Below are 15,506 nucleotides of genomic sequence, written 5' to 3' on the forward strand. Positions count from 1 at the left end.
CCCGGTTTGTAGAGCAGGCAACTAGCGCTGGGGCGCTGCCAGCCCCGAAATGCTAGAGATTAGTGAGGTGGCATTATGGCCCTTTCCGAGCAGTATCTCGAAGAAGACATTCATCCGATCGACATTGTTGAGCATCTGGCCGAACATCACGACTGGGATTTTGATCGCATTGGGGACGATCAGATTGCCATGGCCGTTGAAGGGCAGTGGCGCACCTACTCGATCACACTGGCCTGGTCCAACTATGACGAAACGCTGCGCATGGTGTGCAGCTTCGAAATGGAACCACCGGCCGAGCGTGAAATGCAGCTCTATGAGCTGCTCAACAAGATGAACGACCAGTGCTGGGCAGGCGCGTTTACCTATTGGGCAAACCAGAAGCTGATGGTCTATCGCTATGGTCTGGTCCTTGCAGGCGGGCAAACGGCCAGCGCTGACCAGATCGACACGATGATCAATGCCGCCGTCATGAGCGCCGAGCGGTACTACCCCGCGATCCAATTGGTGACCTGGGGCAACAGAGGGCCAGAAGAAGCCATGCAAGTGGCCATTGCAGAGGCCTACGGCCGCGCGTAAACCTTTGCTCCGAACCGATATGTAATGCGGGAGGGGCAAATGGACATGACGCGAGTGGCCGAACAGGGGCTTGTGCTTCTGGGGTGCGGAAAGATGGGGTCCGCAATGCTGGCGGGATGGCTGGAACACGGCCTTCCGCCAGCTTCCGTTTGGGTCATCGATCCCTTTCCGTCAGATTGGCTGAAGGCGCGGGGCGTCAATATCAACGCACCGTTACCTGAATCCCCCGCCGTGGTGCTGGTTGCGGTCAAACCGCAGATGATGGGCGAAGCCCTGCCTGCCATTCAGGCGCTGGGCGGTGGGTCCAGCCTGTTCATTTCCGTTGCGGCTGGTACCTCGATTGCCACCTTCGAATCCGTTCTGGGCCAAGACACCCCGATCATTCGCGCAATGCCCAACACACCCGCCGCTATCCGTCAGGGCATCACGGCACTGATCGGCAACGCACACGCCTCCGAGACCGATATGGAACAGGCCGAAAACCTGCTGGCGGCAGTGGGCCAGACCGTTCGCCTTGAGGATGAGGCACAGATGGACGCCGTCACCGGGCTCAGCGGGTCCGGCCCGGCCTATGTGTTCCATCTGATCGAAACCCTGGCCGCAGCGGGCGAGGCGCATGGCCTGCCTGCCGAGCTTGCGATGAAACTGGCCAAGTCCACTGTGGCCGGTGCCGGGGCACTGGCCATGGCGTCCGACGAAGACCCCGCGCAGCTGCGCATCAACGTGACCTCTCCGAACGGTACCACACAGGCCGCGCTTGAGGTTCTGATGCATCAGGAAACCGGCTTTCCTGACCTGCTGCACCGTGCCGTCAAGGCCGCAACCGACCGATCCAAGGAGCTCTCGCGTGAATGAAATTTCGTTCGACGACTTTCTCAAGGTCGATATTCGCGTGGGCGAGGTGATCCGCGCCGAACCCTATCCCGAGGCCCGCAAACCCGCGATCAAGATGTGGATCGACTTTGGCGACGAGATCGGCGAGCGCAAGACCTCGGCCCAGATCACCGCGCATTACGATCCGGCCACTCTGGTTGGCAAACAGGTCATGGCTGTCGTCAACTTCCCTCCGCGCCAGATCGGCAAGTTCATGTCCGAGGTTCTGGTGCTGGGTCTTCCCGATGACAGCGGTGAGATCGTTTTGATCGGCCCTGACGGCAAGGTTCCAACCGGCGGGCGGATGCACTGATGAAACTGCTGATCACGCGCCCGATGACTCCGGCGGTCGAATCGCGCGCCCGCGCCGATTTCGATGTGACCATCCGGGAAAACACCCTGCCCATGTCACGGCAGGAGATGCTGGCCGCTCTGGCCGACTATGACGTGGTCGTGCCGACACTGGGCGATCAGTTCTCGGCTCAGGTCTTTGCGGATGCAGGTCAGCCGCGCTGCAAGCTGCTGGCCAATTTCGGTGTTGGCTTCAACCATATCGACGTGGATGCCGCACGTGCGGCCGGGGTTGACGTGACCAACACCCCCGGTGCGGTGACCGATGCCACGGCTGATATCGCCATGACCCTGCTGCTGACCACAGCCCGGCGTGCCGGTGAGGGTGAGCGGCTGGTGCGGTCGGGTCAGTGGCAGGGCTGGCACCCGACGCAGATGCTGGGCCATCATGTGACCGGCAAGCGCGTGGGCATCGTCGGTATGGGCCGCATCGGGCAGGCCATCGCGCGCCGCTGTCATTTCGGGTTTGCAATGCAGGTGGCCTATCAGTCCCGCAATGCAAAAGATCTGGATTTCCCGGCGGAATTCACACCTGACCTTGAAACACTCGCCGCCTCGGTCGATTTTCTTGTGCTTGCCGTTCCCGGTGGTGCGGAAACCCGCCACCTGATCAATGCGCAGGTTCTTGAGGCGATGAACCCCTCGGCCATTCTGGTCAACATCGCCCGTGGCGAGGTGGTGGACGAGGCCGCGCTGATCACGGCGCTGCAAACCGGTCAGATAGCGGGGGCGGGGCTGGACGTCTACGAATTTGAACCCAAAGTGCCGCAATCCCTGTGCGATATGGAAAACGTCACCCTGCTGCCCCATCTGGGTACAGCCACCGAAGAGGTGCGCAGCAGCATGGGTCACATGGCGCTGGATAACGTGGCGGCCTTTGTCGCGGGCAGGGCGCTGCCCAACCCGGTCTAGTCGCCCACCGCCTCACGCCAGTGTTTACGGCAGAGCGAGACATAGGTCTCGTTCCCGCCAATCTGCACCTGCGCCCCTTCGGTGATGGCCTTGCCGGTTTCATCCCGCCGAATCACCATCGTGGCCTTGCGACCGCATTCACAGATCGTGCGCACCTCGCGCATTTCGTCGGCAAGGGCCAGCAGGGCGGCGGAACCGGGGAACAGTTTGCCCTGAAAATCCACCCGCAGCCCATAAGCCAGCACCGGCACATCCAGATCGTCCACCGCACGGGCCAGTTGCCAGACCTGCGCCTCGGACAGGAATTGTGCCTCATCAATGAAAACGCAGGCCACGGAACCATTGTCCAGCCGGGATCGGATCATGGCGAAGACATCATCTTCGGGTGTGAACGTGTCAGCCTGCTCCGATATGCCGATGCGCGATGCAATCCGCCCCGCACCCGCCCGCCCGTCAAGGGCGGCGGTCATCAGATAGGTCTGCATCCCGCGCTCGCGATAGTTGTGCGACGCCTGTAGCAACACGGTCGACTTGCCCGCGTTCATGGTGGAATAGTTGAAATACAGCTTTGCCATGGCGTGGGTCTAAAACGCCCGACGAAAAGGAACAAGAGAGCAATCGGTCGTAAGAAGCGACGTCGCCGTTGCGTGTGCAGAGGCCGAGCTGGGCTCGTAGGGGATGGAACCCCCGCGTCTGCAACAGCGACGCCGTCGGCCAACATGTGGCCAAAACAAAGCAAGGCCCAACAATACCGCCCTGCAATCACTCTTTACCGGCTTGAACTGCCGCCACTCACTCACAAAATCCCCCGCTTATCTGAGGGATAGTCAATGTATGACATTTCAATTATGACTCAGGTATGGGAAATTTCCCGACGCTTTCCCCGGTTTGGACACCGGGCGGGCGTTTGCAGGTAATAAAGGTAAATCAATGGCAGATATCGGGGCCTATCTGAAGAAACACACAGAAGCGCTGGTCAAAGATGTCGGAATAGAAGCTGCTTGTGAAATCACCGGAAAATCCAAGGCGACCCTGGGCCGGTATTATTCGGACAATGCCGAACACGCGGACAGGTTCATGCCCGTGGATGCGGTGGCTCGGCTTGAAAACGCAGCAACTTATCCGCATGTGACATCCGCGCTGGCGGATCTGAAAAACATCACCTTGTCCTACAGCGAACGCAACACCGAGGATCCTCGCACAGGCGGGGTGAATTCGGATGTCATCGCGCTCAGCCAGCGGTTTGCAATGCTGATGACTGAATATCAATCCGCAATCGAAGATGGCATCATCACGGTGAACGAAGCCAAAAGGCTGCTGAAAGAAACCAGTTTGCTTCAGCAGGTCCTGATTGAAATGAAACTGCACCTGGAAGAAGAAAGCGTCAGCTAGGCTTGACTGCGGTCCGTAACCGGCCAAATTCCGCCTGCCCGGATTGCAGCAGATGTCGTGCGCTTTGTGGAATGATCACCAACCGGACCCTGTGCCTCAATTCAGTCACGTCTTTCCGATAAGCTGCGGCGCAGGCAAGATCGTCAAGGGCAGTAAACCATGCAGAAAATGCAGGGAAATTACAGCGTTCTCGCAGACCGTATGGTTTGGCGGTCGTTCCTGTTTGTCTATACGCTTTTTCTGGCCACGGTGCTGTTTGGTGCTTATCAGGAAGGCCCCGATGACGCGATGCGCTGGGTCATGGTGCAGGACCTGCTGGCGGGGCAGGGCTGGTTTGACGCCTATCAGCATCGGCTGGGGCCGGGTGACGGCACGCTGATGCACTGGTCCCGGCTTGTCGATGCGCCGATTGCCGGGCTCTACACGCTGTCCGCGATGGTCGTGCCACCCGACAGCGCCTTGCAAGTGACCGCGTTTGTCTGGCCGGTGCTGCTGGCGGGGCTGACCCTGTGGGCCTTTGCTGTCACCGGTGGAGCTTTGGGCGGGCGCAATGGCGCAGTTTCGGCACTGGTGGTCGGTGTGCTGACGCTCGAACATTATCGGAAGTTCGACTATTTCTCGTTTGACCACCACAATGTTCAGATTCTGCTGTTTGCAGCGGCCCTCATGTTCTTTGTCCTGCGCAAGGCCAAACCCTCTGCTGCGGGGTGGCTGGGTGCCTGCCTCGCCCTTTCGGTGTCCATCGGAACCGAATCAATCGTGCAGGTCGCGATTATCGCGGTGTTCCTTACGATTGACTGGATTGTGACCGGCACAGCCGCCCGCCGCAACACCATGGTGTTTGGAGCCGGGCTGGCGCTGACCCTGTTGCTGGCCAGCGTTGCAACAACGGGACGTCAGGGCTTTCTGTTTCCAAGTTGCGATGCCCTGACGATCAGTGTGGCCCTGCCGGCCGGGATCGCGGCCCTGTGCCTGTGTGCAGCAGCCTGGGTCGGGTCGGGCTGGTCCTATTGGGGGCGTATCGGCGCGTGTCTTGTGATAGGCGCTGTAACACTTGGCTGCGCTTACGCATTTGCACCCCACTGCCTTGAAAACCCGATTGCGGATCTGCCTCAGGACATGCGCGACTTCTGGCTCAGCCAGGTCGCTGAAGCACAGAATATCACCGTCGTTCTGGAACGGCATCTGGGCGAGGCTGCGGCCCTGATCGCCATGTCTGTCATCACGGCGGTGGCGGCCTTGATCTTTGCCCGCCAGTCACAAGACAAAATGGATTACCTCCTGTTTCTGGCGCTGATTGTGACCGGGTTTTCCATGTTTCTGTACCAGTCCCGGATGATGACGTTTCTGGGCGTGTCCCTTGTGGCTGTTCAGGCTCAGGTGCTGCGGGCCCTTTACGTCAGTTACAGAACCCATGGCCGCACGCTATCCGGCCTGGCTATGATAGGCTTTATCGTCTGCGTCTCGCCAAAGATCGGCATCAGCGTGGAAAAACAGCTGGAACGGTTTGTGCGCCCATCCCTTGCGGCACCCGTCGCCGAGGTAGCGCAGGATTCGCAAAACGCCGGCGCCCCCTGCAAAGCGCTCGAGGCCTACGCGGCCCTGCAAGACCTGCCAGCAGGAATGGTTCTGGTCGATTTTGATTATGCGGCGGAGGTGCTGCGCTATACTGATCATTCGGTTCTGGCTGGGAATTATCACCGCAACCGGGCCGGAATTCAGGCGCAGATCGCGGTTTTGCGTATGGATGCGTCCCAGGCCGGTCCGCGTCTTGCTGCACTGGGTGTAAGCTATGTGCTGCTGTGCACCGCTGCGCCCCGTGCCGAATTCTGGGATTGGGCATCTCAGGGGCGCGGGCTGCAATCCCAGCTAGCCAAGGGTGAAACCCCCGCCTATCTCAGCCGGATTGATGGTGGGGAAGGGGCCGCGTTTCAGGTTTTTCAGCTCGCGGCCGATCTCTAGGCCGTCAGCGCTTTGCGGAATGCCGATCAGGCGTGACGCTTCACGATCACCGATCCAACCGAATACCCGGCCCCAAAAGAACAGATCAGGCCCAGATCGCCCTCTTGCAGATCGTCAGAGTATTTCGAAAACGCAATGATCGACCCTGCGGATGAGGTGTTCGCATAATCCTGAAGGATATTGGGTTGCTCGCCCGCCTCGGGTTCGCGGCCCAGAACCTTCTTGCCGATGAAGTCGTTCATTGTCTTGTTGGCCTGATGCAGCCACAGGCGTTTGAGGTCGGTATTGCTGACCCCTTCGGCCTCCATATGGTCGCTGATATGCTTGCTGACCATCGGCAACACTTCCTTGAACACCTTCCGGCCGTTCTGCATGAACTGCATGTCGCGGCGGTCAATCACACCATCGGGGCGCGACCGGCGCAGGAACCCGTTGTTGTTGCGGATATTGTTGGAAAAGGCGGTGGCACAGCGGGTCGACAGGATTTCGAAATGCGGGCCTTTTGCGTCTTCGATCCGCTCGATCAGCGTTGCCGTTGCCACATCACCAAAGATAAAGTGACAATCCCGGTCGCGCCATTCCAGATGGCCCGAGCAGATTTCAGGGTTCACCACCAACGCCGCGCGCACCGAACCGGACCGCACCATATCCGCCGCCGCCTGAATGCCGAACGTGGCCGAAGAACAGGCGACATTCATGTCAAAGCCGAACCCGTCGATACCCAGTTCCTGCTGAATCTCGATTGCAATCGCCGGATAGGCGCGCTCGTGGTTCGAGGCCGCACAGATCACCAGATCGACATCCGCCGCCGTGCGCCCCGCCTGCGCCAGCGCCTTCTTGCAGGCATCCACTGCCATCTCGGTCATGATCCCGGGCTCGTCATCGCTGCGTTGGCGCAGCGTCGGGTGCATCACGTCCGGGTTCAGCACCCCGGCCTTGTCCATCACGTAGCGGTTCTGAATGCCCGACGCCTTGACGATGAACTCTTCCGAGGAATGCTGCATCGCCTCCATCTGCCCGGCTGCGATGGCCTCGGCATTCTTCGCGTTCTGCTTGTCGGCATAGGCGTTGAACGCTTCAACAAGCTCCGCGTTGGTGATGACGTTTTCCGGGGTGAAGACACCGGTACCGGTGATGGCGGGGGTATACATGGCGGGTCCTGAATGTTTCGGATTCGCCCAAAATGCAGTCATGGCGTGATTTGATCAAGATATGTTGACCTAAGGGAATTCGTTCCGGGGCGCAGTTTCATATCTTGAATAGTTCAGAAATTGAAGTATATCGCCCCGTAACCCGCGCAGAGACCCCCCAATGCCAGACGATATCAGCGCCAGGCTGGGCCGCCTCAGCCCCGAGATTCAGGCGATCATGGGCGTCTATGCCCTGTACTGGAAACTGGAAGAGACCTTCGACTGTATCGAAACAGACCTGAGCCACCCGGAATGCCACATGCTGATCAAACTGGATCAACCCAAGCGCATGGGCGTTCTGGCCGCTGATATGTTAAGCGTCCCGTCAACGATCACCGCCACAGCCGATGCCCTTGAAAAAACGGGCTACCTGACGCGGCGGCGTGACCCCGAAGACCGCCGGGCCTGGTTGCTGGTGCTGACAGAGCAGGGCGAAGAGGCCCGCAACATGCTGGTCGCCGCCGCCGGGGACCTGTTTCACAGGGCCTCGGGCCTAAACGAACAAGAAACTGCCGAATTCGCGCGACTGGCGCGCAAAATCCGCGACAACGTATTGAAAACGGGAATTCCCGAGGGATTGAAGAAATGAAACTCCTGACCTCTCTGGGCCTTGCACTGGCCATTCTGGCAACCCCGATTGCCGCTCAAGAGACCCCGAAACCGGTGAAACTCATGCAGGTGCGCGAAACCGCGCCGGGTTTCACGCGGCAGTTCTTTGGCCGCGTCGCCGCGCGCCAGACCGTTGATCTTGCCTTTCAGGTTGCTGGCCAGATTGTCGAGATGCCCATCAACGAAGGCTTCATGATTCCCAAGGATGGTCTGATTGCCCGCCTGGATCAGGAACCGTTCGAGCTGCGCCTTGATCGGGCGCGGCTGCAAAAGGAACAGGCCGACCGCACCGTCGCCCGCCTGTCGCGCCTGCGCGGTACAACCGCCAGCCAGGTGGCCGTGGACGACGCCGAGACCGAGGCGCAGCTGGCCGCAATCGCCCTGCGCGACGCGGAATATGAACTGGAACACGCCACGTTGACCGCGCCGTTTGACGCGCTGGTCTCCAGCCGCTCGGTCGAGGCGTTTACGACCGTCTCGGCGGGCACGCCCATCGTCCGCATTCACGACATGTCGGAACTTCGCATCGTGGTCGATGTGCCCGAGATCCTGTTTCAACGCTCTGGCCAGAATGACGACTTCTTCATCACCGCGAAATTCCCGGTCAGTGACGAAGTCTTCCCGCTGGAAATCCGTGAATTCGACGCGGAAACCTCCAGCGTCGGTCAAACTTTCCGCATCCAGTTTGGCCTGACCCCGCCAAAGGGGCTGCAAATCTTTCCCGGTTCTTCCGTTACCGTCAACGTTCAGGTGCAGGACAACCGCACAGGCATCGTCGTCCCGGCGACCGCCGTAGTCGCTGACGCAAACGGCGCGCTGAACGTCGTGGTGTTTTCCCCGGTAGGGGCGGATGAGGGCACCGTGCGCCGCGTCCCAGTGACCATCGAGCCCACGCAAACCGGCGAAGTCCGGGTGCTGACGGGCCTGTCAGATGGGGATGAGGTCGTTGTGGCCGGGGGCACTGTGCTGACGGATGGTCAGACGGTGCGCCGGTTCGCCGGTTTCGCGAACTGAGGGGCTGACAGATGAACATCGCCCGCGCCTCAATCGACCGGCCGCTTTACACATGGCTGGTCATTCTCATTGCTCTCATTGGGGGCATCTGGGGGTTCACATCGCTTGGCCGTCTGGAAGACCCGGCCTTTACAATCAAGAACGCGGTTGTCATCACGCAATACCCGGGCGCCACCGCCGAACAGGTGGCGCTGGAAGTATCGGAACCGCTGGAATCCGCCATACAGCAGATGGGCGAGGTGGACGTCATCACCTCGGTCAATCAACCCGGACGGTCGCTGATCGAGGTTGAGATCAAGTCGACATACGACGGCACCGAACTGCCCGCCATCTGGACCCGGCTCAGGGCCAAGGTGCGCGACGCCACGCGCGGCCTGCCATCGGGCGTCGGCCAACCGTTTGTGAATGACGGGTTCGGCGACGTGTTCGGCCTGTTCTATGCGGTGACCGCCCAAGGGTTCTCGGACGCTGAAAAGCACGAACTGGCAACCTTCCTGCGGCGTGAACTGCTGACCGTTGACGGCGTTGCGGATGTCGAGGTTCAGGGCCTGCCGGACGAGGCGATCTTTGTCGAACCCGATCTGGCGATTTCGGTGAACCAGAATGTCCCGCTGCAAGCAATCAACCAGGCGATTGCCAATGCGGATTCGGTCAATTCCTCAGGGTCCTTGCGCTCTGATAACGACCGCACCACCATCCTGACGGCTGAAGGGTCGGACAGCGTGTCGGCCATTGCGGGCCTGTCTGTCGGTTCGCAAGGGCAGGTGATCAACCTCTTTGACATGTCCGATGTCTATCGCGCCCGTCAGAACGACCCCGACATTATCATCCGCTACAACGGGACCGAGGCTTTCACCTTGGGCATCGCGGGTCTGGCCACTGAAAACATTGTCGAGGTTGGCAAACGCGCTGACGCCAAATTCGCGGAGTTGAATACAAGCATTCCCTTCGGTGTCGAAATCCTGCCGATCTATCAGCAACATGTGGTGGTCGAGCAGGCCTCGAACGACTTTCTCGTGAACCTTGCCATGTCGGTGGCCATCGTGGTCGCCGTGCTGGGCATCTTCATGGGCTGGCGCGCGGCCATTGTTGTCGGCTCGACCTTGCTGCTGACCGTGGTCGGCACGCTTCTGTTCATGTCGCTCTTCTCGATCGAGATGGAGCGAATCTCACTGGGTGCCCTGATCATCGCCATGGGGATGCTGGTGGACAACGCCATCGTGGTGGCTGAAGGGATGCAAATATCCATGTTGCGCGGCCAGTCCTCGCGCGATGCGGCCGACGATGTGGCGTCAAAAACCCAGATCCCGTTGCTGGGTGCGACCGTGATTGGCATCATGGCCTTTGCGGGCATTGGCCTCAGCCCTGACGCAACCGGAGAATTCCTGTTCTCTCTGTTCGCCGTGATCGGCATTTCACTGTTGCTCAGCTGGGTTTTAGCGATCACCGTCACGCCGCTATTAGGGCATTACTTCTTCAAACAGGGCAAAGCAGGCGAGATCGACGCTTATGGCGGCCTCCTGTTCCGCATCTATGGTGCGATTCTGCGCTTTGCGCTGCGCTTCCGCTGGCTGGTTGTTGCTGGTCTCGTCGGCGTAACCGTGGTGTGTTATGCCGGGTTTGGGCTGATGAAGCAGCAGTTCTTCCCCAACTCCAACACGCCTTTATTCTTCGTGCACTACAAACTGCCGCAGGGCACACCGATTGCACGAACCGCCGAAGACATGGCGATGTTCGAAGACTGGCTGGCAGCACGCGACGACGTCGTCTCGGTCACGACCTTTGTCGGCCAGGGGGCAACCCGTTTCATGCTGACCTATTCAGCCGAAAAGCCGAACCCCAGCTATGGGCACATGGTCATCCGCACAGCAAGCCTGGACGACATCCCGGCGCTGCAAGCAGATCTTGAAGCGTTTGGGTCTGTCCAATTCCCCGAAGGTGAGTTCGGCACCAAGCGTCTGGTCTTTGGCCCCGGCGGTGGTGATCCGATTCAGGCCCGCTTCTCGGGCAGCGACCCGGTCGTGCTGCGCCAGCTTGCCGATGAGGCGGTGCAGCGCATGGCAGCCGCATCGCCGAACGCGCTGCTGGTTCATCACGACTGGCGCGAACAGGAACTGGCGCTGCAACCGATCTATGCAACAGAACGGGCGCAGACAGCAGGTGTCACGCGCGAAAATATCGCCGCCACTCTGCAATTCTCGACCGACGGCATCACGGGTGGTGTGTTCCGTGAGCGCGACCGCCTGATCCCGATTATCCTGCGCCGACCCGCGGACGGAGATTACTCGATTGTCGATCAGGTCGTGTACTCGGACCAGTCGGAAAAGTTTGTTCCAATTGAACAAATGGTGGATGGATTCGAGTACAAATCGCTCAATACGTTGGTTCACCGTCGTGATCGGGTTCTGACCATCACCGTCGGCGCCGACATCCCGCCCGACCTGACAGCGGCACAGGTCCACGCCGAAGTGCGCGACGCCATCGAGGCCATCGATCTGCCACCCGGCTACAAGATGGAATGGGGTGGAGAGTTCGAAAACTCGCGCAAAGCACAGGCAAGCCTGGGCAGACAATTGCCGCTGAGCCTGCTGATCATGGTGTTGATCTCGGTCCTGTTGTTCAACGCGATCCGCCAGCCGATCATCATCTGGCTGCTGGTGCCGATGTCCGTGAACGGCGTGGTGATCGGCCTGCTGGGAACAGGGCTGCCCTTCACCTTTACGGCACTTCTGGGCCTGCTCAGCCTGTCGGGTATGCTGATCAAGAACGGCATTGTTCTGGTTGAGGAAATCGATCTGGTCCGCGCCACCGGCAAGCCCCTGCGCGAGTCAATCATCGAAGCATCCGTGTCCCGTTTGCGGCCCGTCATGCTGGCGGCTGTCACGACCATTCTGGGCATGGCGCCGCTGCTGACGGATGCGTTCTTCGTCTCGATGGCAGTGACGATCATGGGCGGTCTGGCATTTGCCACTGTGCTGACAATGGTTGCAGCACCGGTGTTCTATCTGCTGTTCTTCGCCCGTGACGAACGAAAGAGAACGACGGAAATACCTACGTAAAGCATTGGAAATAAAGAAAAGCCCCAGAGTTTCCTCTGGGGCTTTTTCGTTTGGGTCAGGGGTCTTTACCCCTGTAGCGATTTCACCTCGACGTCGCCTTCAGCCTGCGCCTTGATCGCCAGTGCAGCGGCGTTGGCACCTGCTGCGGTGGTGAAATATGGGATCTTATCATACAGCGCGATCGAGCGGATGGCCTTGCTGTCCTCAACCGCCTGCGCGCCTTCGGTGGTGTTCATCACCAGCTGCACCTGACCGTCTTTCAGCATGTCCACAACATCCGGGCGGCCTTCGTACACCTTGTTCACCACGTCACAGGCAACACCCTGTTCGTCCAGCCAGCTTTGGGTGCCGCGCGTGGCCACGAGCGTAAAGCCCTGGTCAACCAGAACTTGCGCCGCTTCCAGCATGGCTTTGCCCTTGTCGGCATCCTTGATCGAAATGAACGCACGGCCAGAGGACGGCAACACCATGCCCGCGCCCATCTGCGCCTTGAGGAACGCACGTGGGAAGTCACGGTCCCAGCCCATCACCTCGCCGGTCGAGCGCATTTCCGGGCCAAGGATGGTGTCGACGCCGGGGAAACGGGCGAAGGGCATGACTGCTTCTTTTACCGAGAACCACGGCATGTCCGGATCGGCCAGCGTCATCTGGTCCGCGATCTTGGTGTCCTTGCCTTCTTGATAGGGAGGGCGCATCGGGAAGTTGGCCAGCTTCTCGCCCGCCATGATGCGTGCAGCAATCGATGCAATCGCACTGTCGGTGGCCTTGGCAACAAACGGTACGGTGCGCGACGCGCGCGGGTTCACTTCGATCAGATAGATCTCATCATCTTTGATCGCGAATTGCACATTCATCAGGCCAACGACGTTCAGTGCCTTGGCCAGCTTGAACGCCTGATCCTTGATCTGCCCGATGATCTCTTTCGACAGTGAATAGGGCGGCAGCGAACAGGCGGAATCGCCCGAGTGGACGCCCGCCTCTTCGATATGCTGCATGATGCCCGCGACGTGAACGTCGGTGCCGTCACACAGGGCGTCTACGTCCAGTTCGACCGCGCCCGCCAGATAGCTGTCCAGCAGTACGGGGCTGTCGCCCGAGACCACAACGGCCTCGTTGATATAGCGTCGCAGCTGATCCATATCGCGCACGATTTCCATAGCACGACCGCCCAGAACGTAAGAGGGGCGAATGACCAGCGGGAAACCGATCTCTTCCGCAATCTCCAGCGCCTTTTCGTCGGTCGAGGCAATGCCGTTTCTGGGCTGTTTCAGGCCCAGTTCATTGACCAGCGCCTGGAACCGTTCGCGGTCTTCGGCCAAGTCAATTGCGTCCGGTGTGGTACCCAGAATCGGAATACCCTCGGCCTCAAGCGCGTTGGCCAGCTTCAACGGAGTTTGCCCACCGAACTGAACGATCACACCGTGCAGCGTGCCGTGTTCCTGTTCCTTCGTCAGGATTTCCATGACGTGTTCAAAGGTCAGCGGTTCGAAATACAGACGGTCCGATGTGTCATAGTCGGTCGAAACCGTCTCGGGGTTGCAATTGACCATGATGGTCTCGTACCCGGCCTCGGTCAGCGCATAGCAGGCGTGGCAGCAGCAATAATCGAACTCGATCCCCTGACCGATCCGGTTCGGACCACCACCAAGAATAACGACCTTCTTGCGGTCGCTTGGGCGTGCCTCGCATTCGACATCGCCCATCATCGGCGCTTCGTAAGTCGAGTACATATAGGGCGTTTGCGCTTCGAACTCGGCGGCGCAGGTATCGATGCGTTTGAAAACCGCGGTAACGCCCAAATTGTGGCGGGCGCGGCGTACGTTATCTTCGCTGCGGCCAGACAGATTGCCCAGACGCGCATCGGTAAAGCCCAGCATCTTGAGCTTTCGGATGCCTTCTTCGGTCACTGGCAAACCGTCCTTGCGCACGGTGCGCTCTGCTTCGGTGATCTCGCGGATGCGGGCCAGGAACCAGGGGTCAAACTTGGTAACGCCGAAGATTTCGTCGTCGGTCAGGCCATGACGCATGGCTTGTGCGATAGTGCGCAGGCGGTCGGGGGTCTGCTTGCTGATCGCTTTGATGACATGTGCCTTGTCGTCGCTGCTTTCGACCTCATCCCACAGGCCGATGCTCAGCCCCGGAATTTCGATCTCATCAAACCCGGTCAGGCCGGACTCCATCGAGGCCAGCGCCTTTTGCATGGATTCGTGAATGGTGCGGCCGATGGACATCGCCTCACCCACCGACTTCATTGCAGTGGTCAGATAAGGCTCAGAGCCGGGGAATTTCTCAAACGCGAATTTCGGGATCTTGGTGACGACATAGTCGATGGTAGGTTCAAACGACGCAGGCGTGACCTTGGTGATGTCATTGTCCAGCTCGTCCAGCGTGTAACCCACGGCCAGTTTCGCAGCGATCTTGGCAATTGGGAAACCCGTCGCCTTGGAGGCCAGCGCCGAAGAGCGCGACACGCGCGGGTTCATTTCGATCACAACCATGCGGCCATCATCGGGGTTGATCGCCCATTGCACGTTCGAGCCACCGGTTTCCACTCCGATCTCGCGCAGGACGGCAATCGAGCCGTTGCGCATGATCTGGTATTCCTTGTCGGTCAACGTCAGGGCAGGGGCCACGGTGATCGAGTCACCCGTGTGCACGCCCATCGGGTCGACGTTTTCGATGGAGCAGACGATAATGGCGTTGTCGGCGGTGTCGCGCACCACTTCCATCTCGTATTCTTTCCAGCCCAGCAGGCTTTCATCGACGAGGATCTGGTTGACAGGCGAGGCATCCATGCCCGAGCGGCAGAAATGGATATAATCCTCGCGGTTATAGGCCACGCCGCCGCCTGTGCCGCCCAAGGTAAAGGCCGGGCGGATGATGGCAGGCAGGCCGATTTCCTCCAGCTCGTCCAGAGCGATCTGGACACCTGCGTCCAGATCGGCAGAGCCGTCGGCCTTCTTGGGGGCGGTCACGATGGTGGCTTTAGGGTTTTCCAGCCCCAGCCGATCCATCGCCTCGCGGAACAATTTGCGGTCCTCGGCCATCTCGATGGCGTCGCGTTTGGCACCGATCATCTCGACACCGAACTTGTCCAACACCCCCATCTCTTCCAACGCGAGCGAGGTGTTCAGACCGGTTTGCCCGCCCATTGTGGGCAGCAGGGCATCAGGGCGTTCCTTTTCGATGATCTTGGCGACGACCTCGGGCGTGATCGGCTCGATATAGGTGGCATCGGCAAGTCCGGGGTCAGTCATGATTGTCGCCGGGTTCGAGTTGACCAGAATAACCCGGTAACCTTCTTCGCGCAGGGCTTTGCAGGCCTGCGCTCCAGAATAGTCGAACTCGCAAGCCTGACCGATAACAATGGGACCCGCCCCGATGATCATGATCGACTTGATGTCGGTTCTCTTCGGCATGGCCTGGCCCCTTCGATTTTGCACGAGTCGCGGGCACCGCCCAAGCGCCCAAATTGTCGTGGGTTATAGGGACCACGCAGAAAGGTTCAAGGGGTATCGGAAACAGAAGCGAAATTGCCGCTTTCCCCCCTTTCCCCTGCCAGAGTATT

At 59.7% G+C, this 15,506-nt stretch carries 12 protein-coding genes; 9 read left to right on the forward strand and 3 right to left on the reverse strand.

All coding sequences use genetic code 11. From position 1 onward, the window contains the following. Window positions 1-75: 75 nt before the first annotated feature. From ACR0AM_RS03420 to ACR0AM_RS03435, 4 genes are read left to right on the forward strand one after another with little or no spacing between them, the layout of a single operon-like run. On the forward strand, window positions 76-576 hold the full coding sequence (locus ACR0AM_RS03420) for a type III secretion system chaperone family protein (RefSeq protein WP_209598027.1): 501 nt from the start codon (window positions 76-78) through the stop codon (window positions 574-576). A gap of 39 nt (window positions 577-615) precedes the next feature. Next, window positions 616-1,431 carry a pyrroline-5-carboxylate reductase gene (gene proC / locus ACR0AM_RS03425; RefSeq protein WP_480622122.1) on the forward strand — a complete coding sequence of 272 codons (816 nt, stop codon included), beginning with the start codon at window positions 616-618 and terminating at the stop codon, window positions 1,429-1,431. Beyond that, window positions 1,424-1,762, forward strand: a complete 339-nt coding sequence (locus tag ACR0AM_RS03430) for a tRNA-binding protein (protein WP_480475499.1) — start codon at window positions 1,424-1,426, stop codon at window positions 1,760-1,762. The genes proC and ACR0AM_RS03430 overlap by 8 nt, the downstream gene beginning before the upstream one ends. Continuing rightward, window positions 1,762-2,712 carry a 2-hydroxyacid dehydrogenase gene (locus ACR0AM_RS03435; RefSeq protein ID WP_480493632.1) on the forward strand — a complete coding sequence of 317 codons (951 nt, stop codon included), beginning with the start codon at window positions 1,762-1,764 and terminating at the stop codon, window positions 2,710-2,712. The genes ACR0AM_RS03430 and ACR0AM_RS03435 overlap by 1 nt, the downstream gene beginning before the upstream one ends. Here the strand turns inward: ACR0AM_RS03435 and ACR0AM_RS03440 are convergent. After that, a complete protein-coding gene (locus tag ACR0AM_RS03440; protein ID WP_480519134.1) occupies window positions 2,709-3,287 on the reverse strand; it encodes a thymidine kinase in 579 nt (192 codons plus the stop codon). The two genes, ACR0AM_RS03435 and ACR0AM_RS03440, sit on opposite strands and share 4 nt — an antisense overlap. A 355-nt stretch (window positions 3,288-3,642) precedes the next feature. Here ACR0AM_RS03440 and ACR0AM_RS03445 point away from each other — a divergent pair, with 355 nt between their 5' ends. After that, a complete protein-coding gene (locus ACR0AM_RS03445; protein WP_480475505.1) occupies window positions 3,643-4,104 on the forward strand; it encodes a hypothetical protein in 462 nt (153 codons plus the stop codon). 159 nt (window positions 4,105-4,263) lie between these two features. After that, the gene (locus ACR0AM_RS03450) at window positions 4,264-6,066 is read left to right on the forward strand and encodes a hypothetical protein (protein ID WP_480622123.1); all 1,803 of its coding nucleotides are present in this window, start codon (window positions 4,264-4,266) and stop codon (window positions 6,064-6,066) included. Window positions 6,067-6,092: 26 nt separating this feature from the next. Here ACR0AM_RS03450 and ACR0AM_RS03455 read toward each other — a convergent pair whose 3' ends face one another. Then, complete coding sequence (locus ACR0AM_RS03455; protein ID WP_209504758.1) at window positions 6,093-7,217, reverse strand: beta-ketoacyl-ACP synthase III; 1,125 nt, start codon at window positions 7,215-7,217, stop codon at window positions 6,093-6,095. A 160-nt stretch (window positions 7,218-7,377) separates the two neighbouring features. Here ACR0AM_RS03455 and ACR0AM_RS03460 point away from each other — a divergent pair, with 160 nt between their 5' ends. Genes ACR0AM_RS03460 through ACR0AM_RS03470 form a run of 3 tightly spaced genes read left to right on the forward strand, consistent with a single transcriptional unit; the run spans window position 7,378 to window position 11,938 of the window. Continuing rightward, complete coding sequence (locus ACR0AM_RS03460) at window positions 7,378-7,845, forward strand: MarR family winged helix-turn-helix transcriptional regulator (protein WP_480475511.1); 468 nt, start codon at window positions 7,378-7,380, stop codon at window positions 7,843-7,845. Beyond that, window positions 7,842-8,879: an efflux RND transporter periplasmic adaptor subunit gene (locus tag ACR0AM_RS03465; RefSeq protein ID WP_480622124.1), complete on the forward strand. Its 1,038-nt coding sequence runs from the start codon at window positions 7,842-7,844 to the stop codon at window positions 8,877-8,879. The genes ACR0AM_RS03460 and ACR0AM_RS03465 overlap by 4 nt, the downstream gene beginning before the upstream one ends. An 11-nt stretch (window positions 8,880-8,890) precedes the next feature. After that, window positions 8,891-11,938, forward strand: a complete 3,048-nt coding sequence (locus ACR0AM_RS03470; protein WP_480622125.1) for an efflux RND transporter permease subunit — start codon at window positions 8,891-8,893, stop codon at window positions 11,936-11,938. Between the two features lie 65 nt (window positions 11,939-12,003). Here ACR0AM_RS03470 and carB read toward each other — a convergent pair whose 3' ends face one another. Then, window positions 12,004-15,357 (reverse strand): carbamoyl-phosphate synthase large subunit, encoded by a 3,354-nt coding sequence (carB, locus tag ACR0AM_RS03475; protein WP_480622126.1) that lies wholly within the window; start codon window positions 15,355-15,357, stop codon window positions 12,004-12,006. Between the last annotated feature and the right edge of the window lie 149 nt (window positions 15,358-15,506).

The organism is Ruegeria sp. AD9 (genome assembly GCF_056542305.1).

Coding starts and splice junctions, on each gene's coding strand:
- ACR0AM_RS03420 (WP_209598027.1), top strand. CDS start 76: ATGGCCCTTTCCGAGCAGTATCTCGAAGAAGACATTCATCCGATCGAC.
- proC (WP_480622122.1), top strand. CDS start 616: ATGGACATGACGCGAGTGGCCGAACAGGGGCTTGTGCTTCTGGGGTGC.
- ACR0AM_RS03435 (WP_480493632.1), top strand. CDS start 1,762: ATGAAACTGCTGATCACGCGCCCGATGACTCCGGCGGTCGAATCGCGC.
- ACR0AM_RS03440 (WP_480519134.1), bottom strand. CDS start 3,287: ATGGCAAAGCTGTATTTCAACTATTCCACCATGAACGCGGGCAAGTCG.
- ACR0AM_RS03445 (WP_480475505.1), top strand. CDS start 3,643: ATGGCAGATATCGGGGCCTATCTGAAGAAACACACAGAAGCGCTGGTC.
- ACR0AM_RS03450 (WP_480622123.1), top strand. CDS start 4,264: ATGCAGAAAATGCAGGGAAATTACAGCGTTCTCGCAGACCGTATGGTT.
- ACR0AM_RS03455 (WP_209504758.1), bottom strand. CDS start 7,217: ATGTATACCCCCGCCATCACCGGTACCGGTGTCTTCACCCCGGAAAAC.
- ACR0AM_RS03460 (WP_480475511.1), top strand. CDS start 7,378: ATGCCAGACGATATCAGCGCCAGGCTGGGCCGCCTCAGCCCCGAGATT.
- ACR0AM_RS03465 (WP_480622124.1), top strand. CDS start 7,842: ATGAAACTCCTGACCTCTCTGGGCCTTGCACTGGCCATTCTGGCAACC.
- ACR0AM_RS03470 (WP_480622125.1), top strand. CDS start 8,891: ATGAACATCGCCCGCGCCTCAATCGACCGGCCGCTTTACACATGGCTG.
- carB (WP_480622126.1), bottom strand. CDS start 15,357: ATGCCGAAGAGAACCGACATCAAGTCGATCATGATCATCGGGGCGGGT.